Here is a 15,004-nt window from a genome sequence, read left to right as displayed (position 1 = left end):
AGCTAAATGCTGCGCCGAGTGTCTTCTATAGGCGATGGTTTGGGCGAAGAATGCCCGGCATCAAAGCTCCACGCCAAGGGCCTTGGCGGCGGTGAACACGTCCTTGTCGCCGCGCCCGCACAGATTCATGACGATGATCTGATCCTTGTCCATCTTCGGCGCCCGCTTCATCACCTCGGCCAGCGCGTGGGAGGGTTCCAGCGCCGGGATAATGCCTTCGACGCGGGTGAGGAACTGGAACGCATCCAGCGCCTCACGGTCCGTGATGGCGACATATTCGACGCGGCCGCTGTCCTTCAGCCATGAATGCTCCGGGCCGATGCCGGGATAATCGAGGCCAGCCGAGATCGAATGGCCCTCCTCGATCTGCCCGTCATTGTCCTGCAGCAGATAGGTGCGGTTGCCATGCAGCACGCCCGGCGCACCGGCCGTCAGCGAAGCGCAGTGCTCGTTTGTATCGAGGCCCTTGCCGCCCGCTTCGACCCCGACGATCTGAACCGTCGGATCGTCGAGGAACGGGTGGAACAGGCCGATCGCGTTCGATCCGCCGCCGACGGCAGCGACCAGCATGTCGGGAAGGCGACCTTCGCGCTCTTGCATCTGTTCGCGCGTCTCGCGCCCGATCACCGATTGGAAGTCGCGCACCATTTCCGGGTAGGGGTGCGGGCCGGCCGCGGTTCCGATGAGATAATAGGTGCTGTCAACATTGGTGACCCAGTCACGCAGCGCCTCGTTCATCGCATCCTTGAGTGTGCCGTTGCCCGACGTGACGGGGCGGACTTCGGCGCCGAGAAGCTTCATGCGGAAGACGTTCGGTGCCTGCCGCTCGATGTCGGTTGCGCCCATATAGACAATGCAAGGCAGGTTGAAGCGTGCGGCAACCGTTGCCGTCGCCACACCGTGCTGGCCAGCACCGGTCTCGGCGATGATGCGTGTCTTGCCCATCCGCTTGGCGAGCAGAATCTGGCCGACGCAATTGTTGATCTTGTGGCTGCCCGTGTGATTCAGCTCGTCGCGCTTGAAGTAGATCTTCGCGCCGCCGAGTTCTTCCGTCATCCGCTCGGCGAAATAGAGCGGACTCGGACGACCGATATAATGGCTGTTCAGCCACTCCAGCTCCTGCTTGAAGGCAGGGTCGGTCTTTGCGGTGGTCCAGTGGTCCTGGAGGTCGAGGATCAAAGGCATCAGCGTCTCGGCGACGAAGCGCCCGCCGAAAATGCCGAAACGACCGTCCTCGTCCGGGCCTGCCCGGAAGGAATTCGGCTTCAGAAGCTGGTTCATGAGAAACTCCCTTGCCCGACCTCAGCACGACTGCGCGCGCCATGTCCGCGCTCATCGACCGTTCGGAGAAACTGCGAGATCAGTTGAGCGTCCTTTACGCCCGGAGCGCTTTCGACACCAGAGGATACGTCGAGCGCGCGGGCATGTGTCACGCTCAGCGCATCGTCGACATTGCCGATCGTGATGCCACCGGAAAGCATGTAATCGACGCTTTCGTCAAGCGCGGCAAGAAGCCGCCAATCGAAGCTCACGCCGTTGCCGCCCGGCAGTTTCGATCCTGCCGGCGCCTTCGCGTCGAGGAGCAGCCGGTCGGCGACCGACCCGTAGGCCAGTGCTGCTTCGACGTCACCGGCGTCGCGGATCGAGCAGGCCTTGATCACGGGCAGACCGTAGCGCGCCTTGACCGCGCGCACGCGCTCGGGGGTCTCCTTGCCGTGAAGCTGAAGAACGTCTGGCGCCATGCCGGAAACGATCTCATCCAACTGAGCGTCGTCCGCATCGACAGTGACGGCGACAGCAAGCGCTCGGCCGCGGGCCTGCGCGCGTAGCGCACGGGCGGCTTCGACGCTCACATGCCGCGGGCTCGGCGGAAAGAAAATGAAGCCGATATGGCTCGCGCCGCCGTCAAGGGCTGCCCTGACCGCGGTGTCGTCGGAAAGGCCACAGATTTTGACCTGGATGTCCATCGCGGTCAGGTGCCATGAAAAGGCGCCGGAGTCGAGGCCGGCAGGGTGTCGGTCACGTGCCGAAGTCGACCGCATGCAGAAGCGTGCCATGCCGTTTCAGCCAAGCCCGCGCGGCATCGGTTTCGGCACAGAGCGCGCGGCAGGTGGACCAGAACCGCGGGCCGTGGTTCATCTCGGCCAGATGGGCGACCTCGTGGGCCGCGAGATAGTCGATGACATGCGGCGGCGCCATGACGATGCGCCAGGAAAAGGCGAGATTGCCATCCGATGTGCAGGAGCCCCAGCGCGACCGGGTGTCCTTGATCGTGATCTTTCCGGGGCGCTTTTTCAGCGTTCCCGCATGGCGAACGACCGCTTCGGTCAGATCCTGCCGTGCTTCCTTCTTGAGAAAATCGCGGATGCGGCGCGAAAGATGTTCGGGCGCACCTCCGACATCGAGAAAGGCCTGGCCGTTCTCCACCATGGATGAGGTGCGGCCTCGCACCTTTCCGGTCGCGCGGATCACGTGGTCAACGCCACGCAGGCTGATCTGTCCGCCATCGACGATCGACGCACCGACCGGGTACCGCGCAAGCCGCGTCAACAGCCAACCTTGCTGGCGCTCGATGAAGCGATCGATCTCGCTCGACGGGACGCCCGGCGGCACGGTCACCTTCAACGCCCGCCCCCCCGGCTCGATGCGCAATGTCAGGCGTGTGCTGCGCCCATGCTCGGCAATGACGAGAGGCAGCACGCGGTCATGCACCCGCACCTCGCGAAGCGCTTCTCGAGGCTTCGTCTTGCGGCCGCGCAACAATGGGGAAAGCGCCTTGAACATACTGCCCAGTCTAAATGATTCGCCGAAAGTGGAGCCTTCAAAAGAGAAACGGCGCCTCGCTTTCACGAGGCGCCGCAGACGCGGTGTAACGGTCTTGTCATCGGATGGGGCAGGGGAAGCTTGAACCGAATGAGGCGACCGTCTTCTCGGTTACTCCGCGTCGATCGTCGGACCGCTGCGTTCGCCGGATTTGGTGCGGCGATGAGCCATGAAGCGATCGAACTCTTCCTGGTCTTTTGCGCGGCGCAGTTCGCGGGCATAGTCCTCGAACTCATCGCGCATGGCTTCCAGGCGATTGCGTTCCTCATCGAGACGCTTCAGTTCCTCGGAGCGCCAGTCGTCGAAGGCCACGTTGCCGGTCGGTGTGCGTGCCGTGCCGGTTGTACGTGAGAACGTCGAAAACATGCTGTCTGTCGCCTTGTTTACATCGCGCTTCAGTGCCGGAAGCCTGTCGCCCCAGATGATGTAGGCGAGCATGGCAAGGCCCAGCGGCCAGAAAACGATGAAACCGAGCACCATCAGCGCGATGGTCGCGGGCGTCCATTCAGGCCGGATTACCGGCTTGCTGGCCGAAGCGGCATGCACATGGGAAGTGGTCATCTCTTTCCTCGTCGTTGCGGGGGAGCGGCACCCTTGCCGCCCCTTGACATCGAGTTGGGGAAAAGATTGTGGCGGTTCAAGAACGAGCGCTATTCAAAACCGCTAAGTGCCGGCAAACGCTACCAACTTTCGTCAAGCAGCACGTTCCCTCAATTGCCCTTGCCGCCCTGGATCACCTTGCGTACAGGCGATTTTGCCTTGGCTGCAGCCGCCTTGCGGTTGGCAGCGGAATGGGTGCGCATGAAATCCAAAATGCGCGGCGCGATCTCCGCCCTGTAGCGCGAGCCGTTGAACACGCCGTAATGGCCGACCTTCGGCTGCATGTAGTGGTGGCGCATCGTATCGGGGATGTTGCTGCAAAGCGTCTGCGCGGCCTCGGTCTGACCGATGCCGGAGATGTCGTCGTTCTCGCCCTCGATGGTGAGGAGCGCCACGTTGCGAATCTCGCTGCAATCCACCCGCTCGGCGCGGTGCATCATCTCGCCCTTCGGCAGCGCATGCTTGATGAAAACCGCATCGACCGTCTGCAGGTAGAATTCGGCGGTCAGATCCATCACGGCGAGATACTCATCGTAGAATTCGCGGTGCTTTTCTGCCGAATCGCCATCGTTCTGCACCATGTGCCAGAAGAAATCCTTCTGCGCGTCCATGTGCTTGTCGAGGTTCATCGACATGAAGCCCGACAACTGCAGGAAGCCGGGATAGACATCGCGCCCAAAGCCGGGATGTGGCCACGGCACCTGCATCACGACGTTGTCGGCGAACCAGGAAAGCGGCTTGTCCTGCGCCAGCTGATTGACGGCTGTCGGATTGCGGCGCGTGTCGATCGGGCCGCCCATCAGGGTCATCGAGGAAGGCGCCATGGCATCGCCGCGCGCTTCCATGAGAGCTACCGCCGCGAGCACCGGCACGGATGGCTGGCAGACCGCCATCACATGGGTATCCGGTCCGAGCGCATGCAGCATCGAGATGACGTAATCGATGTAGTCGTCGAGATCGAAATGCCCTTCCGTGACCGGCACCATCCGGGCGTCGATCCAGTCGGTGATATAAACCTCGGCCTTGGGCAGCAGCGCTTCCACGGTGCCGCGTAGCAGCGTCGCATAATGGCCCGACATCGGCGCGACGATCAGGATCTTCGGCTCGGCGCGGTGGTTTGCCGGCAGCGCACGTTCAAAATGAATGAGATTGCAGAAGGGGCGCGACCAGACGGTCTTCTCGTGAACCGAAACGGGGCCGCTGTTCAGCCGCGTGGTCTCAAAGCCGAATGTCGGCTTGCCGTAGCGCCTTGTGGTGCGCTCGAACACTTCCATGCCACCGGCGACGGCGCGCCCGAAAGCGGTGTGCGACAGCGGATTGAGCGGGTTCTGATAGGCGAGTTTCATGGCGTCCGCCGCAGCGCGCCAAGGCGCGACCGCCGCATGGCCCATTTCGTAGAACTGATAGAACATTGGCGAGAGCCCTTGTTGAGGACCCGGCCGCAGAGGTGTTTCAGGCTCTCGCTCGCTGGCGGTTTCCCGCCATCCGCTATTCCACCCAGCCCTAGAAGGAAGCGTCGGCCTGAGCCTCCGCTCCAATGCACCGCTGATCCCGGTTCGTTAGAGTCTTTATGACAGCGATTGTGTAAAAAGAAGTTAGCACGCTTTTGCTGCTCTGCAACATTGCCGCACTGGACTTTAGGCGTAAACGCCCCGGTTCTCCGTAGGGTTCCGCCCGTCTATGGCCGATTGGTGGGGTGTTTCGTCGGATCCGATCATCGAAACCAGGGCATGTCTGAGGCATGCGCGGCTTGCACTGCGTAGCGGCACGAAGGATTTGCCGAGCTTCTTGCAGCCCTGCTTGGCGCGCAGGCAGGCATCGTGGCTGACGCAGTCGATCGGGCAGAAGACGCAATCGATCGAAGGCAGCACGTCGTCGATCCGCGTCACCGCATCTTCCAGGCCACCGTCGTGGTGGTGGAAATGCGCTCCGAAAGTCTCGGCAAGCGCCTTCAGATGGTGCGCCTGTCCGTTTCTCCCGCCGACATAGAGCACGTTCAGGCCTTGAAGGCGCATCATCGGACGCAGCTGCGGCTGAGCCGGAGATGGCATTTCCGGCTCGGCCGACTGCGTCAGGGGACGACCTCGCGCCTGCGCCGCAGCGGTGTTTAAATTCTTGACCTCCGTTTCCGCCGCCCGTGCGCGGCCACGGGCGACCGCGAGCGCCCGTTCGAGCTTCTGGCGGCGTGCCGGTGACAGGGAGCCAGCGGCCCCCTTCGTCTCCGTCGGGTGATTCGAGGTCTTGGCCGCAAGCGCCCGCTGGGCTTCCGCCAGCGCGCCGTCCAGCCGGGTGATCTGCGCATCGCGCTCCGCGATGGTCTGGCGTGCATGGGCCTCTTGCCGGCTCGCCCGCATGCGCAACTCCTCGAGCTCCGCTTTGAGGCGTGCGCTTTCCTCGCTCTGACGGCGGCTGGCACTGCCCATCAGATGCGAAAGCATGTGGACTTCGCCGAAGATGTGGCCGCGCAGCGCGGTACCCACGTTGGACGAGGTCATGAAGGCCCAGAACCCGCCGGCGATTCGCCCGTCGGCTTTCATCTCGTCCCAGAGCTTCAGCAATGCTTCCTGGCACTGTTCGCGACGGACGCGCCGCAAAAGCCCGGCATGTCGGTCGTCGAGCAGTTTCGAAACGGCCCGCGCTTCCGGTGTATCGGTCGTAGCGGCACGGACGAAATGGCCGTGGGTGTCATAGTCCTGCGCCTCCTTCGGAAACACCATCCGAAGCGTCGCGGCGATCCGCGTGAGATCTTCATGGGTCAGGCAGGTCCCGATGACCGGGCAATGCGCATTGTCGTCGAACGCCCACAACCGCAGCCGAGCCCCGGCCTTGCGCGCCTCGTCTCGTCCCGCTCCGCTGCAACTCGCGCACATGCACCATCTCCGACGATCAGCGTTAAAACATGAGTATGATAGTCATGTTATCGTCGCTCAATCAAGACGGTCGCTTGTTGCGTACTGCCGAGAAAAGCCGTTGACAGTGCAACCTGCGCCCCTTACATCGGCGCCAGTTGCCCAGATGGCGGAATTGGTAGACGCGCCAGCTTCAGGTGCTGGTACTCGCAAGGGTGTGGAGGTTCGAGTCCTCTTCTGGGCACCAGCAAGATGATAACATCTTGAATATTCAAGAAATTTAGGACTGCCCCCGGGATCCCAGTTGCAACGGCAACTGTTGCCGGACGCCTTGATGCGACCGTCGCTTCGCGCTGGCTGCAACGGCACTTTCCATACCCGGGATTTGGTTCTCACCGACATCGCACCAACGTCGAAGCGTCACATTCATCCCGGAAGAACGCTCCCCTGTCTCCGTCAGGATTCGCGCGCCTAGGCCGCCAAAGCGGGTCTTCGACATCGCCGTGCTCTGACTGAATCTACCAATTGATGCGGCGTCAGCATCACCGTTGAATCAGTGACCAAACAATTCGATCTGGACATCGGAGGAGCGATGTCCCGGATCGAATAAGAGGACATGGAGATTTATTCACGGAGGATTGCGTCCTTCGTTGGACTCATGACCGCGCGGACATGACTGCCCGCCGATCATGGGCGGGCCATGTGCATGTCGTCAGCGTGCGGCCACTTCGACTGCCAACGTCTGCTTGGGTCGTATCATCGCCCACAGGATTCCGAAGCCGATCACTCCAACGACATCCGTCCAGATGAAGCCCGGCAGGATGCTCGCCGGCAGCAGCGCAAGAATGCCCGCCACAACCAGCATCCCCCGTTCGGCCAGCGTGACCGACCGTCGGAAGAAGCCGACGATCCCCGCGGTCACCATATAGATGCCGAGGATGGCGGTGGCCAAGGTCCAGATCACTTCGAGCCAAGTGCCGTCGAAGATCAGCGCCGGCGTGAAAATGAATAGGAACGGCACGATATAGGCCGGCCAGGCAAGCTTCATGGATTCGATGCTCGTCGCCCAGGATGATGCGCCTGCGATGTTTGCCGCCGCGAAGGAGGCGAGCGCCACCGGCGGCGTCACCATCGACAGCAGACCGAAATAGAAGACGAAGAGATGCGCCGCGATGACCGGCACGCCGACTTCTACCAGAGCAGGTGCAACGAGCGTCGCCAACAGAATGTAGACACCGACTGTCGGCATGCCCATGCCGAGCACCACGCTGATCAGCGCCGTGATGATGGCGAGTACGATGACATTGCTGCCGGCGGCTGCGACGATGTTCATTGTCAGATTGAAGGCGAGGCCGGAGATGTTGAGCACGCCGATGATGATGCCGGCCGCTGCGCAGACGATGATCAGGTCGAGTGCCGATCGTCCGGTGTCGGCAATCAGGGGCAGGATTTCGCGGACCCGCATGCGCTGGCCTTTGTAGCCCATCACGAAGCTGAGCACGAGAAGAACGACGGTCGCCAGCACTGCCGCCCGTTCAGGCCGCATGTTGAGAGCGAAGAGCGCGTAGAACAGCACCGCGAAAGGGATGATGAAATGCCAGCCGGCCTTCAGTGCGCCCCAGCCGCTCGGGATCGAATCCGCGGGCACGGCCAGGAGATTGCGCTTCCCCGCCCTCAGGTCCACGTTGATGAAGATCGCGACGTAGTAGAGGATCGCGGCAGGCAGCGCGGCCAGCATGATCTCGACATAGTCGACCTGGATCATGTCGGCCATGATGAAGGCGGCTGCGCCCATGACAGGAGGCACCAATTGTCCGCCGGTGGATGCCGTCGCTTCTACCGCACCGGCATAAGCGGGCGAAAAGCCCGCGCGCTTCATCATCGGAATGGTCACGACCCCGGTTCCGACAACGTTCCCTACCGCATTCCCGGAGATCGAGCCGAAAAGCGAAGAGGCGGTGACCGCTACTTTCGCTGGCCCACCACGGAAGCGACCCATCAGCGCTAGCGCGCCGTCATTGAAAAAATTTGCAGCGCCGCACGCCGAGAGCAGCTTGCCGAACAAGAGATACGGCACGACGATGACGACGGCGACTTTGAGCGCTTGGCCAAGCATGCCGTTTGCGTCGGTCGCAAGGTAGATCGCGAGCTCGGAAAACAATGTCTCGCGGCTGCGAAACTCGCCGGGCATGAGATGTCCGAACAGGCCGTAGGCAATGAAAAGCATGACCACGACGAAGATGCCCATGCCGACCGAAGGCACCACGTTGAGCATGAGCGCAGCGAGCACGGCGCCGGAAAGAGCCACCAGCCAGAAAGGCAGGTAAGGCGCCTCCATAGTGATGTTGATGTAGTCGATGGCGAGATAGAAACCGACGCCGAGGGTTACGGCGGCGGCGATGAGGCTCGCCACTTTAAGCAGCCCGCCCACCGACGTCCTGGCAATTGCCAGGAAGCCGGTGGTCAGTGCCAATGTCAGGCCTGCCGCCAGAAGCTGCGCATCGTATACGGAAACGCCGAGATATCGGTGTAGATCTCCGGCATAGCCGATCGACAGCAGCACGATCAGCGTGCCGCTCAATCGCTCCAGCCAGAGAAGTGGTCCGCGATGCGGCTCTTCCACGTTGCTCTCTTCCAGTGACATGTCGGTTCCTCAGTCCACCAACCCGATTTCTTCGTAGTAAGCGGACGCTGCCGGGTGATACTCGATCCCCTCGATCTGAGGCGCCATGTCCTCGGGCGCGAACTCGGCAAAGGTATTGAGGATGGCTCTGACCTTGTCGGGATTGTCGTGCAGGAGTTCGACGATCTGACGCACGAGCGCGTCGTCGAGATGGGCGCCGCCCGTGAGTACGTAATCGTATCCCATCATCGGCGTGTCTTCCTCGACACCCGGCGCTGATCCTCCCGGAACGACCTTGATGTATGAGGTCGGCACGAATTCCTGCATTGCAGCTTCGGCTTCGGGTGTCTCCTCGACGGCGAGCCATCGGATGCCGATCGCGGCATCGGCTTCGCGCGTCTTTCCGCCCTGCAGCGCGAAGAAGGCTACGTCGGCATTGCCGGCGATCAGATCGTCGACGCCATTCGGGACCGAAGGCACGTTGCTTGCGCTCATGTCGTCGATCGAAAGACCACCGGCGGCGAGGATGCCGTCGACCTGCAGCCGCAGCGTCGGCTGGGCTGCGTATCCGTAAGTGATCGTCAGGCCACCGATTTCGGAAACGTCGTGGTAGTCGGAATCAGCACGGACCATGAAGCCGTAGGCCGAGGAACTGAGCGAGCCGATGGCGCGAAGATTTCCGAGCGGTCGTCCCTCGAAGGGTTCATCGCCAAAGACAGCGGCCGCAAAGTCGGGGCTGGGTACCAATTGGAAATCCAGACGGCCGGCGTCAATCAGGGGCATGGATTGGCCCGTTCCACCATACGCTTGCACGCGCACGTCCAGACCCAGTTCCTCTGACAGGAACTCGGCAAAGCCGGCATTGACGGCATAATTCTGCGAGCCCTGGGTGCCAGCGCCGATGCCGAGCGACTGTGCATGCGCCAGGCCGGTCAATGTGAGGCCTGCCGCGAAGCAAACGCCCGAAAGAATGTGATAGTTCATGTTGGTCTCCTCCATGTTTCCAAGATCGGCCGGCGGATCTCCCATCCAGCGGCCTTCATTCTCTAAAGACCGCTGAAACCGGCGCGGCCGACCCAGTAGTCCCAGGCGCGTGCCAGGGGCATTTCGCTGAGCAGCATCTTGCTGGCCATGTCGATCTCGCCATCGGTCAGGTACGTCACTTCTCCCAGTTGCCTCGTCTGCTGGATGAGTGCGGCGTTATCCTTCAGCGCGATGGAAATCATGATGACCGAGCGAATGTCGGCGGCGGCACAGATGCAGCCGTGGCCACGCAAGAGCGCAACGCGGCTGTTCGCGAGCGTTCGCGCCAGCGAGTGGCCCATTTCCATGCTGTCGACGAGCATGTTGGTGTCGCCGAATTCGTCCTGGCTGTCCCAGGTGTGGATATCCTTGCCGATGACCGATGCCATGTGAAACATCGGCCGCAGCGAGATGTCGACCATCGTGAACGGCAGAACCGACCGGGCATGGTGGTGTGTCACCGAGTTGACGTCCGGGCGATCCTTGTAGATTGCGCCATGGATGTGACGCTCGGCATATGGCCGGCGGTGATCGTCGCCGACGAGTTCGCCGTCCAGCGTAAATTCCATGATATCGCCGCGGGTCACGACGGCAGGGCTGCGCGACCGCGACAGAAAATAGGTATTCGGATTGAGCGGATTGCGGACGCTGATATGCCCGAAATCGTCGATGACGTCCTCTCGCGCGAGAATCCGGTTCGCGATGACCAAAGCGGTCAAGGTCGCGTCCAAAACTGCTGCGTCGCCCTGACGCGTGATTTGCTGGTTCATGCTTGTGGCCCTCCATCTACTGAAGAGAGCCAAACTTGCCGCCTGCCTGGTATCGAATATATAGTTCCGATCAAACTATAGCTTGGAAGCTATCATGCGTTCACTGATCTCGCAGATCTCGATTCACAAGCTCGAGGTCTTTTGCCTCGTCGTTGAACTCGGCAGCTTCTCGCGCACCGCCGAACGCATGGGCATCGCTCAGCCGGTGGTCTCGGCCCATGTGAAAGCGCTCGCCGAGAAGTTCGGTGCGCCGTTGACGGGCAGGACCGGACGCAAGATCACCCTCACGGAGGAGGGACAGCGCGTTTACAGCTGGGCGCGTGAAATAGTGAGCCGGACCCGCGAAATGGAACGGGAAATGGCGGACTTCCAGCGCGGCTTCGTGGGCAAAGCGACGGTCGGGGCATCCATGACGCTCGGCTCCTATGTGCTGCCGGGTTTGATTTCGAAATTCCACGAAATCTATCCGAAGGGAGAGATATCGGTCCGTATTGCGACGCCAGTTTCCGTCACGGATGCCGTCCATATCGGCGACTGTGATTTCGCCTACACCATTCTGGATCCGCGCCACGAGACTGCGGGGCTCGACGTCGATAAGGTCATGGACGAGGAATTAATTCTCGTCGCATCCGGCAAATCCAAGATTGGTGGCAACGATCTCAGTTCGTCGGAACTGACCAAGCTGCCTTTCATCACCGCGCAATCCGGCACGCCGCGGCGCGAGATCGAGGAGCATTGCCTCGCGCGCTACGGTGTGAAGCGGGAGCATATCGCCATGGAATTCGGGCACGCCGAATCGATCAAGCAGGCTGTTCGCGCCGGCGCCGGCGCTGCCTTTTTGTTTCGCTCGTCTGTATCCGACGAGTTGGATGTGGGAACGTTGCGCGTGATCATGACACCCGGGATGGAACTGCGCGTCCCGGTCTATCTCGTCAGGCGAAGGGGCAAGCAGCTCTCCCATTTCCAGGTATCGCTGATGGAAGAGCTGACCCGCGGATTGAAGGGTCAGGAGCCGCTTCGCAGAGCCCCGACCATGGAAGGCGCATAGCCTTTCGCCGTATCGATCTCGATGACCGCGGTTCCTCCATCCGCAACGACGGCAAGTGCCTCGTCAATCGTTCGAAGCAGTGCGTCCGCGCCACGAACCAGTCCCGGGCTGAAAGCTCCGAACCCGCGCGCAATGGCGCTGATGTCGATATCCGGGTCGTTCATCACGATGCCGACATGCTTGTTTTCAGGAGGACGGCTACGGTGCTTCGCCACGGTCTCCTGATGCACCTCGTCATTGTAGAACGACCGGTTGTTGAGGACGATGACGAGAAGCGGAACCTTCTTGTTGATACCGGTCCAGAGTGCGGAGGCATTCATCAGGAAATCCCCGTCGCCGAGAACCGCCAACGGCAGACGGTCGCTTTCGGTGTCGCGCAGCGCAAGCGCCGCGCCCACGGCCATGCCGCAGCCCGAGCCGATACCGCCGCCACCGTCGTAGCCAAGCGCCCCGAGCGGATGATCCACCGGCCAGTCCGCTCCTGTCCAGCTCAGCGGTCCGCGGATGAGGCAGGGCTTGTGAGCGTCGAGCTTGGAACGGAGAAGGGCGGCGATGTCCTGTGGCGTCAGGATATCGCCTGTCGGCAGTTCCGGTTGTGACGGAAGGCCAGGCAAGGTCGCTCTGGCCAGGCCGAAGGCCGCAGCGAGCGCCGCGATCACTCGGTCCGGTTCGTTCATGAAGGCGATGTCTGCCGGAAACGGCGCGCCGCCATCCTTCGACCAGCCGCGATGCGCGTAACTGTCGAGCGATGCCGATATGATCTTGGCGGACACGACGCCATCGGTGAAGACCGACCGTAATGTTCCGCCGAAATCCAGCCAGTCGAAATTGACGATCACGTCGGCCGCCGCAAGCGCAGCCTTTGCATCGGCATCTGGAAAATAGCCTGCTTTGCCAATGGTCGCCGCGTGCGTTGTCGGGAATGTGGATCCGGTCTTGAAGTCGGTGATGACGCGGGCCCCGAGATGCTCGGCCAACGCGACGCGGCGGTTCCAGTCGTCGAGATCGCGCGACATGCGACCCATCAGCATCACGATGCTTTTGGCATCTCCAAGCATTGCCTTAGCCGACGCAACGAGCTCAGCGGCCGGGTCCGTCGACACGGGTGCGCCGCGGCGTCGTACATCGATCGGAGCGAGGGCCGTCCCGACCTTTTCTTCCTGAAGCGCCGCATCGATATTGACGTAGACCGGGCCGCGCGGCGCGGTCTCCGCGATCGCTGTGCCCTGGAGCAAGGCTTCGCGTGCCGCCGCGACGCTGCCGGGTTGATCGTCCCACTTGATGAAATCGCGCACCAGCGCGCCCTGGTCCTGAGCGGTATGAATCCACTCGATCCAAGGCCGCCGCTTGGCAGCATCGAGTGGTCCCGTCGCGCCGATCACCATCATTGGCACCCGGTCACAGAACGCGTTGAAGATCCCCATGGACCCGTGCATCAGCCCGACATTCGAATGAAGAGCGACGGCCATGGCCCGGCCCGTGATCTTGGCCCAGCCGTGGGCGATCGCGACAGCTGCTTCCTCGTGGATGCAAAGGAGAATTTCCGGGTCGTCGCTGGTGAAATTGACCAGGCTGTCATGAATGCCGCGATAGCTGGCGCCCGGATTGAGCGCGATATAGCGCATGTCGAGCGCGCGCAGCGTCTCAGCGATCACGTCGGAGCCCCATTCAGGCGTCTGGTTCTGTGTCTTGTCCTGCATGGCGGATCCCGTCAGAGCATGATGTTGATGGTTTTCGTCTCGGTGTAGCTGTAAAGTTCTTCGCGACCTTCCTCTCGACCGACGCCGCTGGTTTTCATCCCGCCGAATGGGACGCCGAGGAAGTGCATGCTCGCCCCGTTGATCCACAAATGACCCGAGCGGACCTTGCGCGCCATGCGGAGCGCATCGCGGATATCGTTGGTCCAGATCGCCCCGGTCAGCCCGTATTCGGTGGAATTGGCCATTTCCACGGCCTGGTCGAAGGACTTCCATTTGCTGACGGCGAGCACCGGGCCAAACACTTCGTTTTGCCAAAGCCGGTGCGCTGGTGTGATGTCGGCATAGACGGTCGGGGCGACCCAATAGCCCTTTTCGAATTGCTTGCCCGCCGGCCTTCCGCCGCCGAGCATCTTGCGCGCTCCATCGGCATCAGCGGCGGCGCAATGCTCCAGGATACGCTTCATGTGGACCTCGGAATTGACCGGTCCGACATCCGTGGTTTCGCTCAAGGGATCGCCGAGCTTAAGCGCCGACACCCGTTCGACCACCGCCTTGAGCACCCGGTCGTGAATGTCCTCGTGCAGAAGGAGCCGGCTCAGCGATCCGCAACTTTGCCCCTGCCAGGAAAAGTTCATGCCGGCGACCGCTGCATCCGCAATCTTCTCCGGATCGCAGTCGGGAAAGACGATCATCGGGTTCTTGCCGCCGAGCTCCAATGAGATGTGCTTGACCGTCACCTCGGCTGCGGCGCGCTGGATGGCGCGGCCCGTGACCGGCGATCCGATGAAGGCGATGCGCTTGATGCGCGGATGCCGAACGATGGCATCGCCGGCGCCGCGCCCGTCGCCGGTGACGATATTGAACAGACCGGCCGGAAGAACCTCTTTGGCGATCTCGGCAAGGATCATGGCCGATAGCGGCGACGTCTCCGGCGGCTTGACGATCACGGCGTTGCCGGCTGCCAATGCTGCGGCAGTCCGCGCAACGGCGAACATTACGGGATGGTTGAATGGCGCGATGCGCGCCACGACCCCATAGGGCTCATGCATCGTCATATGGATATGATCGCGCGTGGCGGGAATCGTTTCGCCGCGGAGATCCGGACCAAGGCCGGCATAGTAGCGCAGGGACTCGACCGCAGTCGGAACGTCGATCATCCGCATCGGACGGATCGTGTTGCCGGTATCCGTCACCTCGACGCGCAGGATCTCGTCAGCCCGGGCCGCAATCGCGTCGGCAAATCGGTTCATGACCTGGGCGCGATCCATCGGCGTGCGCGCCGCCCATTCGGGCCACGCCTTCTCTGAGGCGACCACGGCGCGCTCGACGTCATCGCGGGTCGCAACGGGCACGCGGCCGATCGGTTCTTCAGTGGCTGGATTGACCGAAGTCGACCATTCACCGCCTCCACCCTCGACCAGTTCCCCGCCGATGAGCATGCGCTCGGCCTGAGTGATCCGCTCCATAAGATTGCCTCCCTGATGACAGGAGAGGAATTGCGTGTCGGGAACGATCAGTCAAATATATAGATCCCTCCCCTTTCATACTGCTGAGGGTATAAAACGTCG

12 protein-coding genes and 1 tRNA gene are annotated in these 15,004 nt (G+C 61.9%); 2 read left to right on the top strand and 11 right to left on the bottom strand.

Going from position 1 to position 15,004, the window contains the following annotated elements; genetic code table 11:
- Positions 1-60: 60 nt before the first annotated feature.
- From trpB to GC125_RS19880, 6 genes are all read right to left on the bottom strand, one after another.
- On the bottom strand, positions 61-1,281 hold the full coding sequence (gene trpB, locus GC125_RS01990; protein WP_151983635.1) for a tryptophan synthase subunit beta: 1,221 nt from the start codon (positions 1,279-1,281) through the stop codon (positions 61-63).
- Complete coding sequence (locus tag GC125_RS01985) at positions 1,278-1,967, bottom strand: phosphoribosylanthranilate isomerase (RefSeq protein WP_151987440.1); 690 nt, start codon at positions 1,965-1,967, stop codon at positions 1,278-1,280. Before GC125_RS01985 ends, trpB begins: the two co-directional genes overlap by 4 nt.
- A gap of 52 nt (positions 1,968-2,019) precedes the next feature.
- Complete coding sequence (locus GC125_RS01980; protein WP_151983633.1) at positions 2,020-2,784, bottom strand: M48 family metallopeptidase; 765 nt, start codon at positions 2,782-2,784, stop codon at positions 2,020-2,022.
- A gap of 150 nt (positions 2,785-2,934) precedes the next feature.
- Positions 2,935-3,384 carry a DUF2852 domain-containing protein gene (locus GC125_RS01975; protein WP_151983631.1) on the bottom strand — a complete coding sequence of 150 codons (450 nt, stop codon included), beginning with the start codon at positions 3,382-3,384 and terminating at the stop codon, positions 2,935-2,937.
- 149 nt (positions 3,385-3,533) lie between these two features.
- Positions 3,534-4,835: a polyhydroxyalkanoate depolymerase gene (locus GC125_RS01970; RefSeq protein WP_151983629.1), complete on the bottom strand. Its 1,302-nt coding sequence runs from the start codon at positions 4,833-4,835 to the stop codon at positions 3,534-3,536.
- A 225-nt stretch (positions 4,836-5,060) separates the two neighbouring features.
- Positions 5,061-5,474 carry a DUF2325 domain-containing protein gene (locus tag GC125_RS19880; RefSeq protein WP_199864665.1) on the bottom strand — a complete coding sequence of 138 codons (414 nt, stop codon included), beginning with the start codon at positions 5,472-5,474 and terminating at the stop codon, positions 5,061-5,063.
- Between the two features lie 958 nt (positions 5,475-6,432).
- Between GC125_RS19880 and GC125_RS01960 the strand changes: the two genes are divergently transcribed.
- Positions 6,433-6,519: transfer RNA gene (locus tag GC125_RS01960), tRNA-Leu, on the top strand.
- Positions 6,520-6,984: 465 nt separating this feature from the next.
- Here the strand turns inward: GC125_RS01960 and GC125_RS01955 are convergent.
- The 3 genes from GC125_RS01955 to GC125_RS01945 all read right to left on the bottom strand — a co-directional run bounded on the left by GC125_RS01955 (position 6,985) and on the right by GC125_RS01945 (position 10,688).
- Positions 6,985-8,916: a TRAP transporter permease gene (locus GC125_RS01955; RefSeq protein ID WP_151983625.1), complete on the bottom strand. Its 1,932-nt coding sequence runs from the start codon at positions 8,914-8,916 to the stop codon at positions 6,985-6,987.
- Between the two features lie 9 nt (positions 8,917-8,925).
- Positions 8,926-9,879, bottom strand: a complete 954-nt coding sequence (locus tag GC125_RS01950; protein ID WP_199864403.1) for a TAXI family TRAP transporter solute-binding subunit — start codon at positions 9,877-9,879, stop codon at positions 8,926-8,928.
- Between the two features lie 62 nt (positions 9,880-9,941).
- The gene (locus tag GC125_RS01945) at positions 9,942-10,688 is read right to left on the bottom strand and encodes a class II aldolase/adducin family protein (RefSeq protein ID WP_126012087.1); all 747 of its coding nucleotides are present in this window, start codon (positions 10,686-10,688) and stop codon (positions 9,942-9,944) included.
- A 94-nt stretch (positions 10,689-10,782) separates the two neighbouring features.
- On the opposite strand from GC125_RS01945, the gene GC125_RS01940 reads away from it, so the two are divergent.
- On the top strand, positions 10,783-11,736 hold the full coding sequence (locus GC125_RS01940) for a LysR substrate-binding domain-containing protein (protein ID WP_151983621.1): 954 nt from the start codon (positions 10,783-10,785) through the stop codon (positions 11,734-11,736).
- Here GC125_RS01940 and GC125_RS01935 read toward each other — a convergent pair.
- Together GC125_RS01935 and GC125_RS01930 are read right to left on the bottom strand one after the other, a co-directional pair.
- Positions 11,694-13,436, bottom strand: coding sequence for a thiamine pyrophosphate-dependent enzyme (locus GC125_RS01935; RefSeq protein WP_151983619.1), 1,743 nt, complete (start codon positions 13,434-13,436; stop codon positions 11,694-11,696). The genes GC125_RS01940 and GC125_RS01935 overlap by 43 nt on opposite strands.
- Positions 13,437-13,447: 11 nt before the next feature.
- Entirely contained in the window at positions 13,448-14,902 is a 1,455-nt protein-coding gene (locus GC125_RS01930; protein ID WP_151983617.1) for an aldehyde dehydrogenase family protein, read from the bottom strand.
- Positions 14,903-15,004 lie beyond the last annotated feature (102 nt).

Origin of the sequence: Rhizobium sp. EC-SD404, assembly GCF_902498825.1 — a bacterium.
In the GTDB taxonomy this organism is placed as follows: domain Bacteria; phylum Pseudomonadota; class Alphaproteobacteria; order Rhizobiales; family Rhizobiaceae; genus Georhizobium.
The sequence above is the reverse complement of the archived record's forward strand: the minus strand, read 5'-3'. Positions and strand labels throughout refer to the sequence as shown.

Bases quoted from the DNA above. Each gene is read 5' to 3' on its own strand.
- trpB (WP_151983635.1), bottom strand. From the start codon at position 1,281: ATGAACCAGCTTCTGAAGCCGAATTCCTTCCGGGCAGGCCCGGACGAG.
- GC125_RS01985 (WP_151987440.1), bottom strand. From the start codon at position 1,967: ATGGACATCCAGGTCAAAATCTGTGGCCTTTCCGACGACACCGCGGTC.
- GC125_RS01980 (WP_151983633.1), bottom strand. From the start codon at position 2,784: ATGTTCAAGGCGCTTTCCCCATTGTTGCGCGGCCGCAAGACGAAGCCT.
- GC125_RS01975 (WP_151983631.1), bottom strand. From the start codon at position 3,384: ATGACCACTTCCCATGTGCATGCCGCTTCGGCCAGCAAGCCGGTAATC.
- GC125_RS01970 (WP_151983629.1), bottom strand. From the start codon at position 4,835: ATGTTCTATCAGTTCTACGAAATGGGCCATGCGGCGGTCGCGCCTTGG.
- GC125_RS19880 (WP_199864665.1), bottom strand. From the start codon at position 5,474: ATGCCATCTCCGGCTCAGCCGCAGCTGCGTCCGATGATGCGCCTTCAA.
- GC125_RS01955 (WP_151983625.1), bottom strand. From the start codon at position 8,916: ATGTCACTGGAAGAGAGCAACGTGGAAGAGCCGCATCGCGGACCACTT.
- GC125_RS01950 (WP_199864403.1), bottom strand. From the start codon at position 9,879: ATGAACTATCACATTCTTTCGGGCGTTTGCTTCGCGGCAGGCCTCACA.
- GC125_RS01945 (WP_126012087.1), bottom strand. From the start codon at position 10,688: ATGAACCAGCAAATCACGCGTCAGGGCGACGCAGCAGTTTTGGACGCG.
- GC125_RS01940 (WP_151983621.1), top strand. From the start codon at position 10,783: ATGCGTTCACTGATCTCGCAGATCTCGATTCACAAGCTCGAGGTCTTT.
- GC125_RS01935 (WP_151983619.1), bottom strand. From the start codon at position 13,436: ATGCAGGACAAGACACAGAACCAGACGCCTGAATGGGGCTCCGACGTG.
- GC125_RS01930 (WP_151983617.1), bottom strand. From the start codon at position 14,902: ATGGAGCGGATCACTCAGGCCGAGCGCATGCTCATCGGCGGGGAACTG.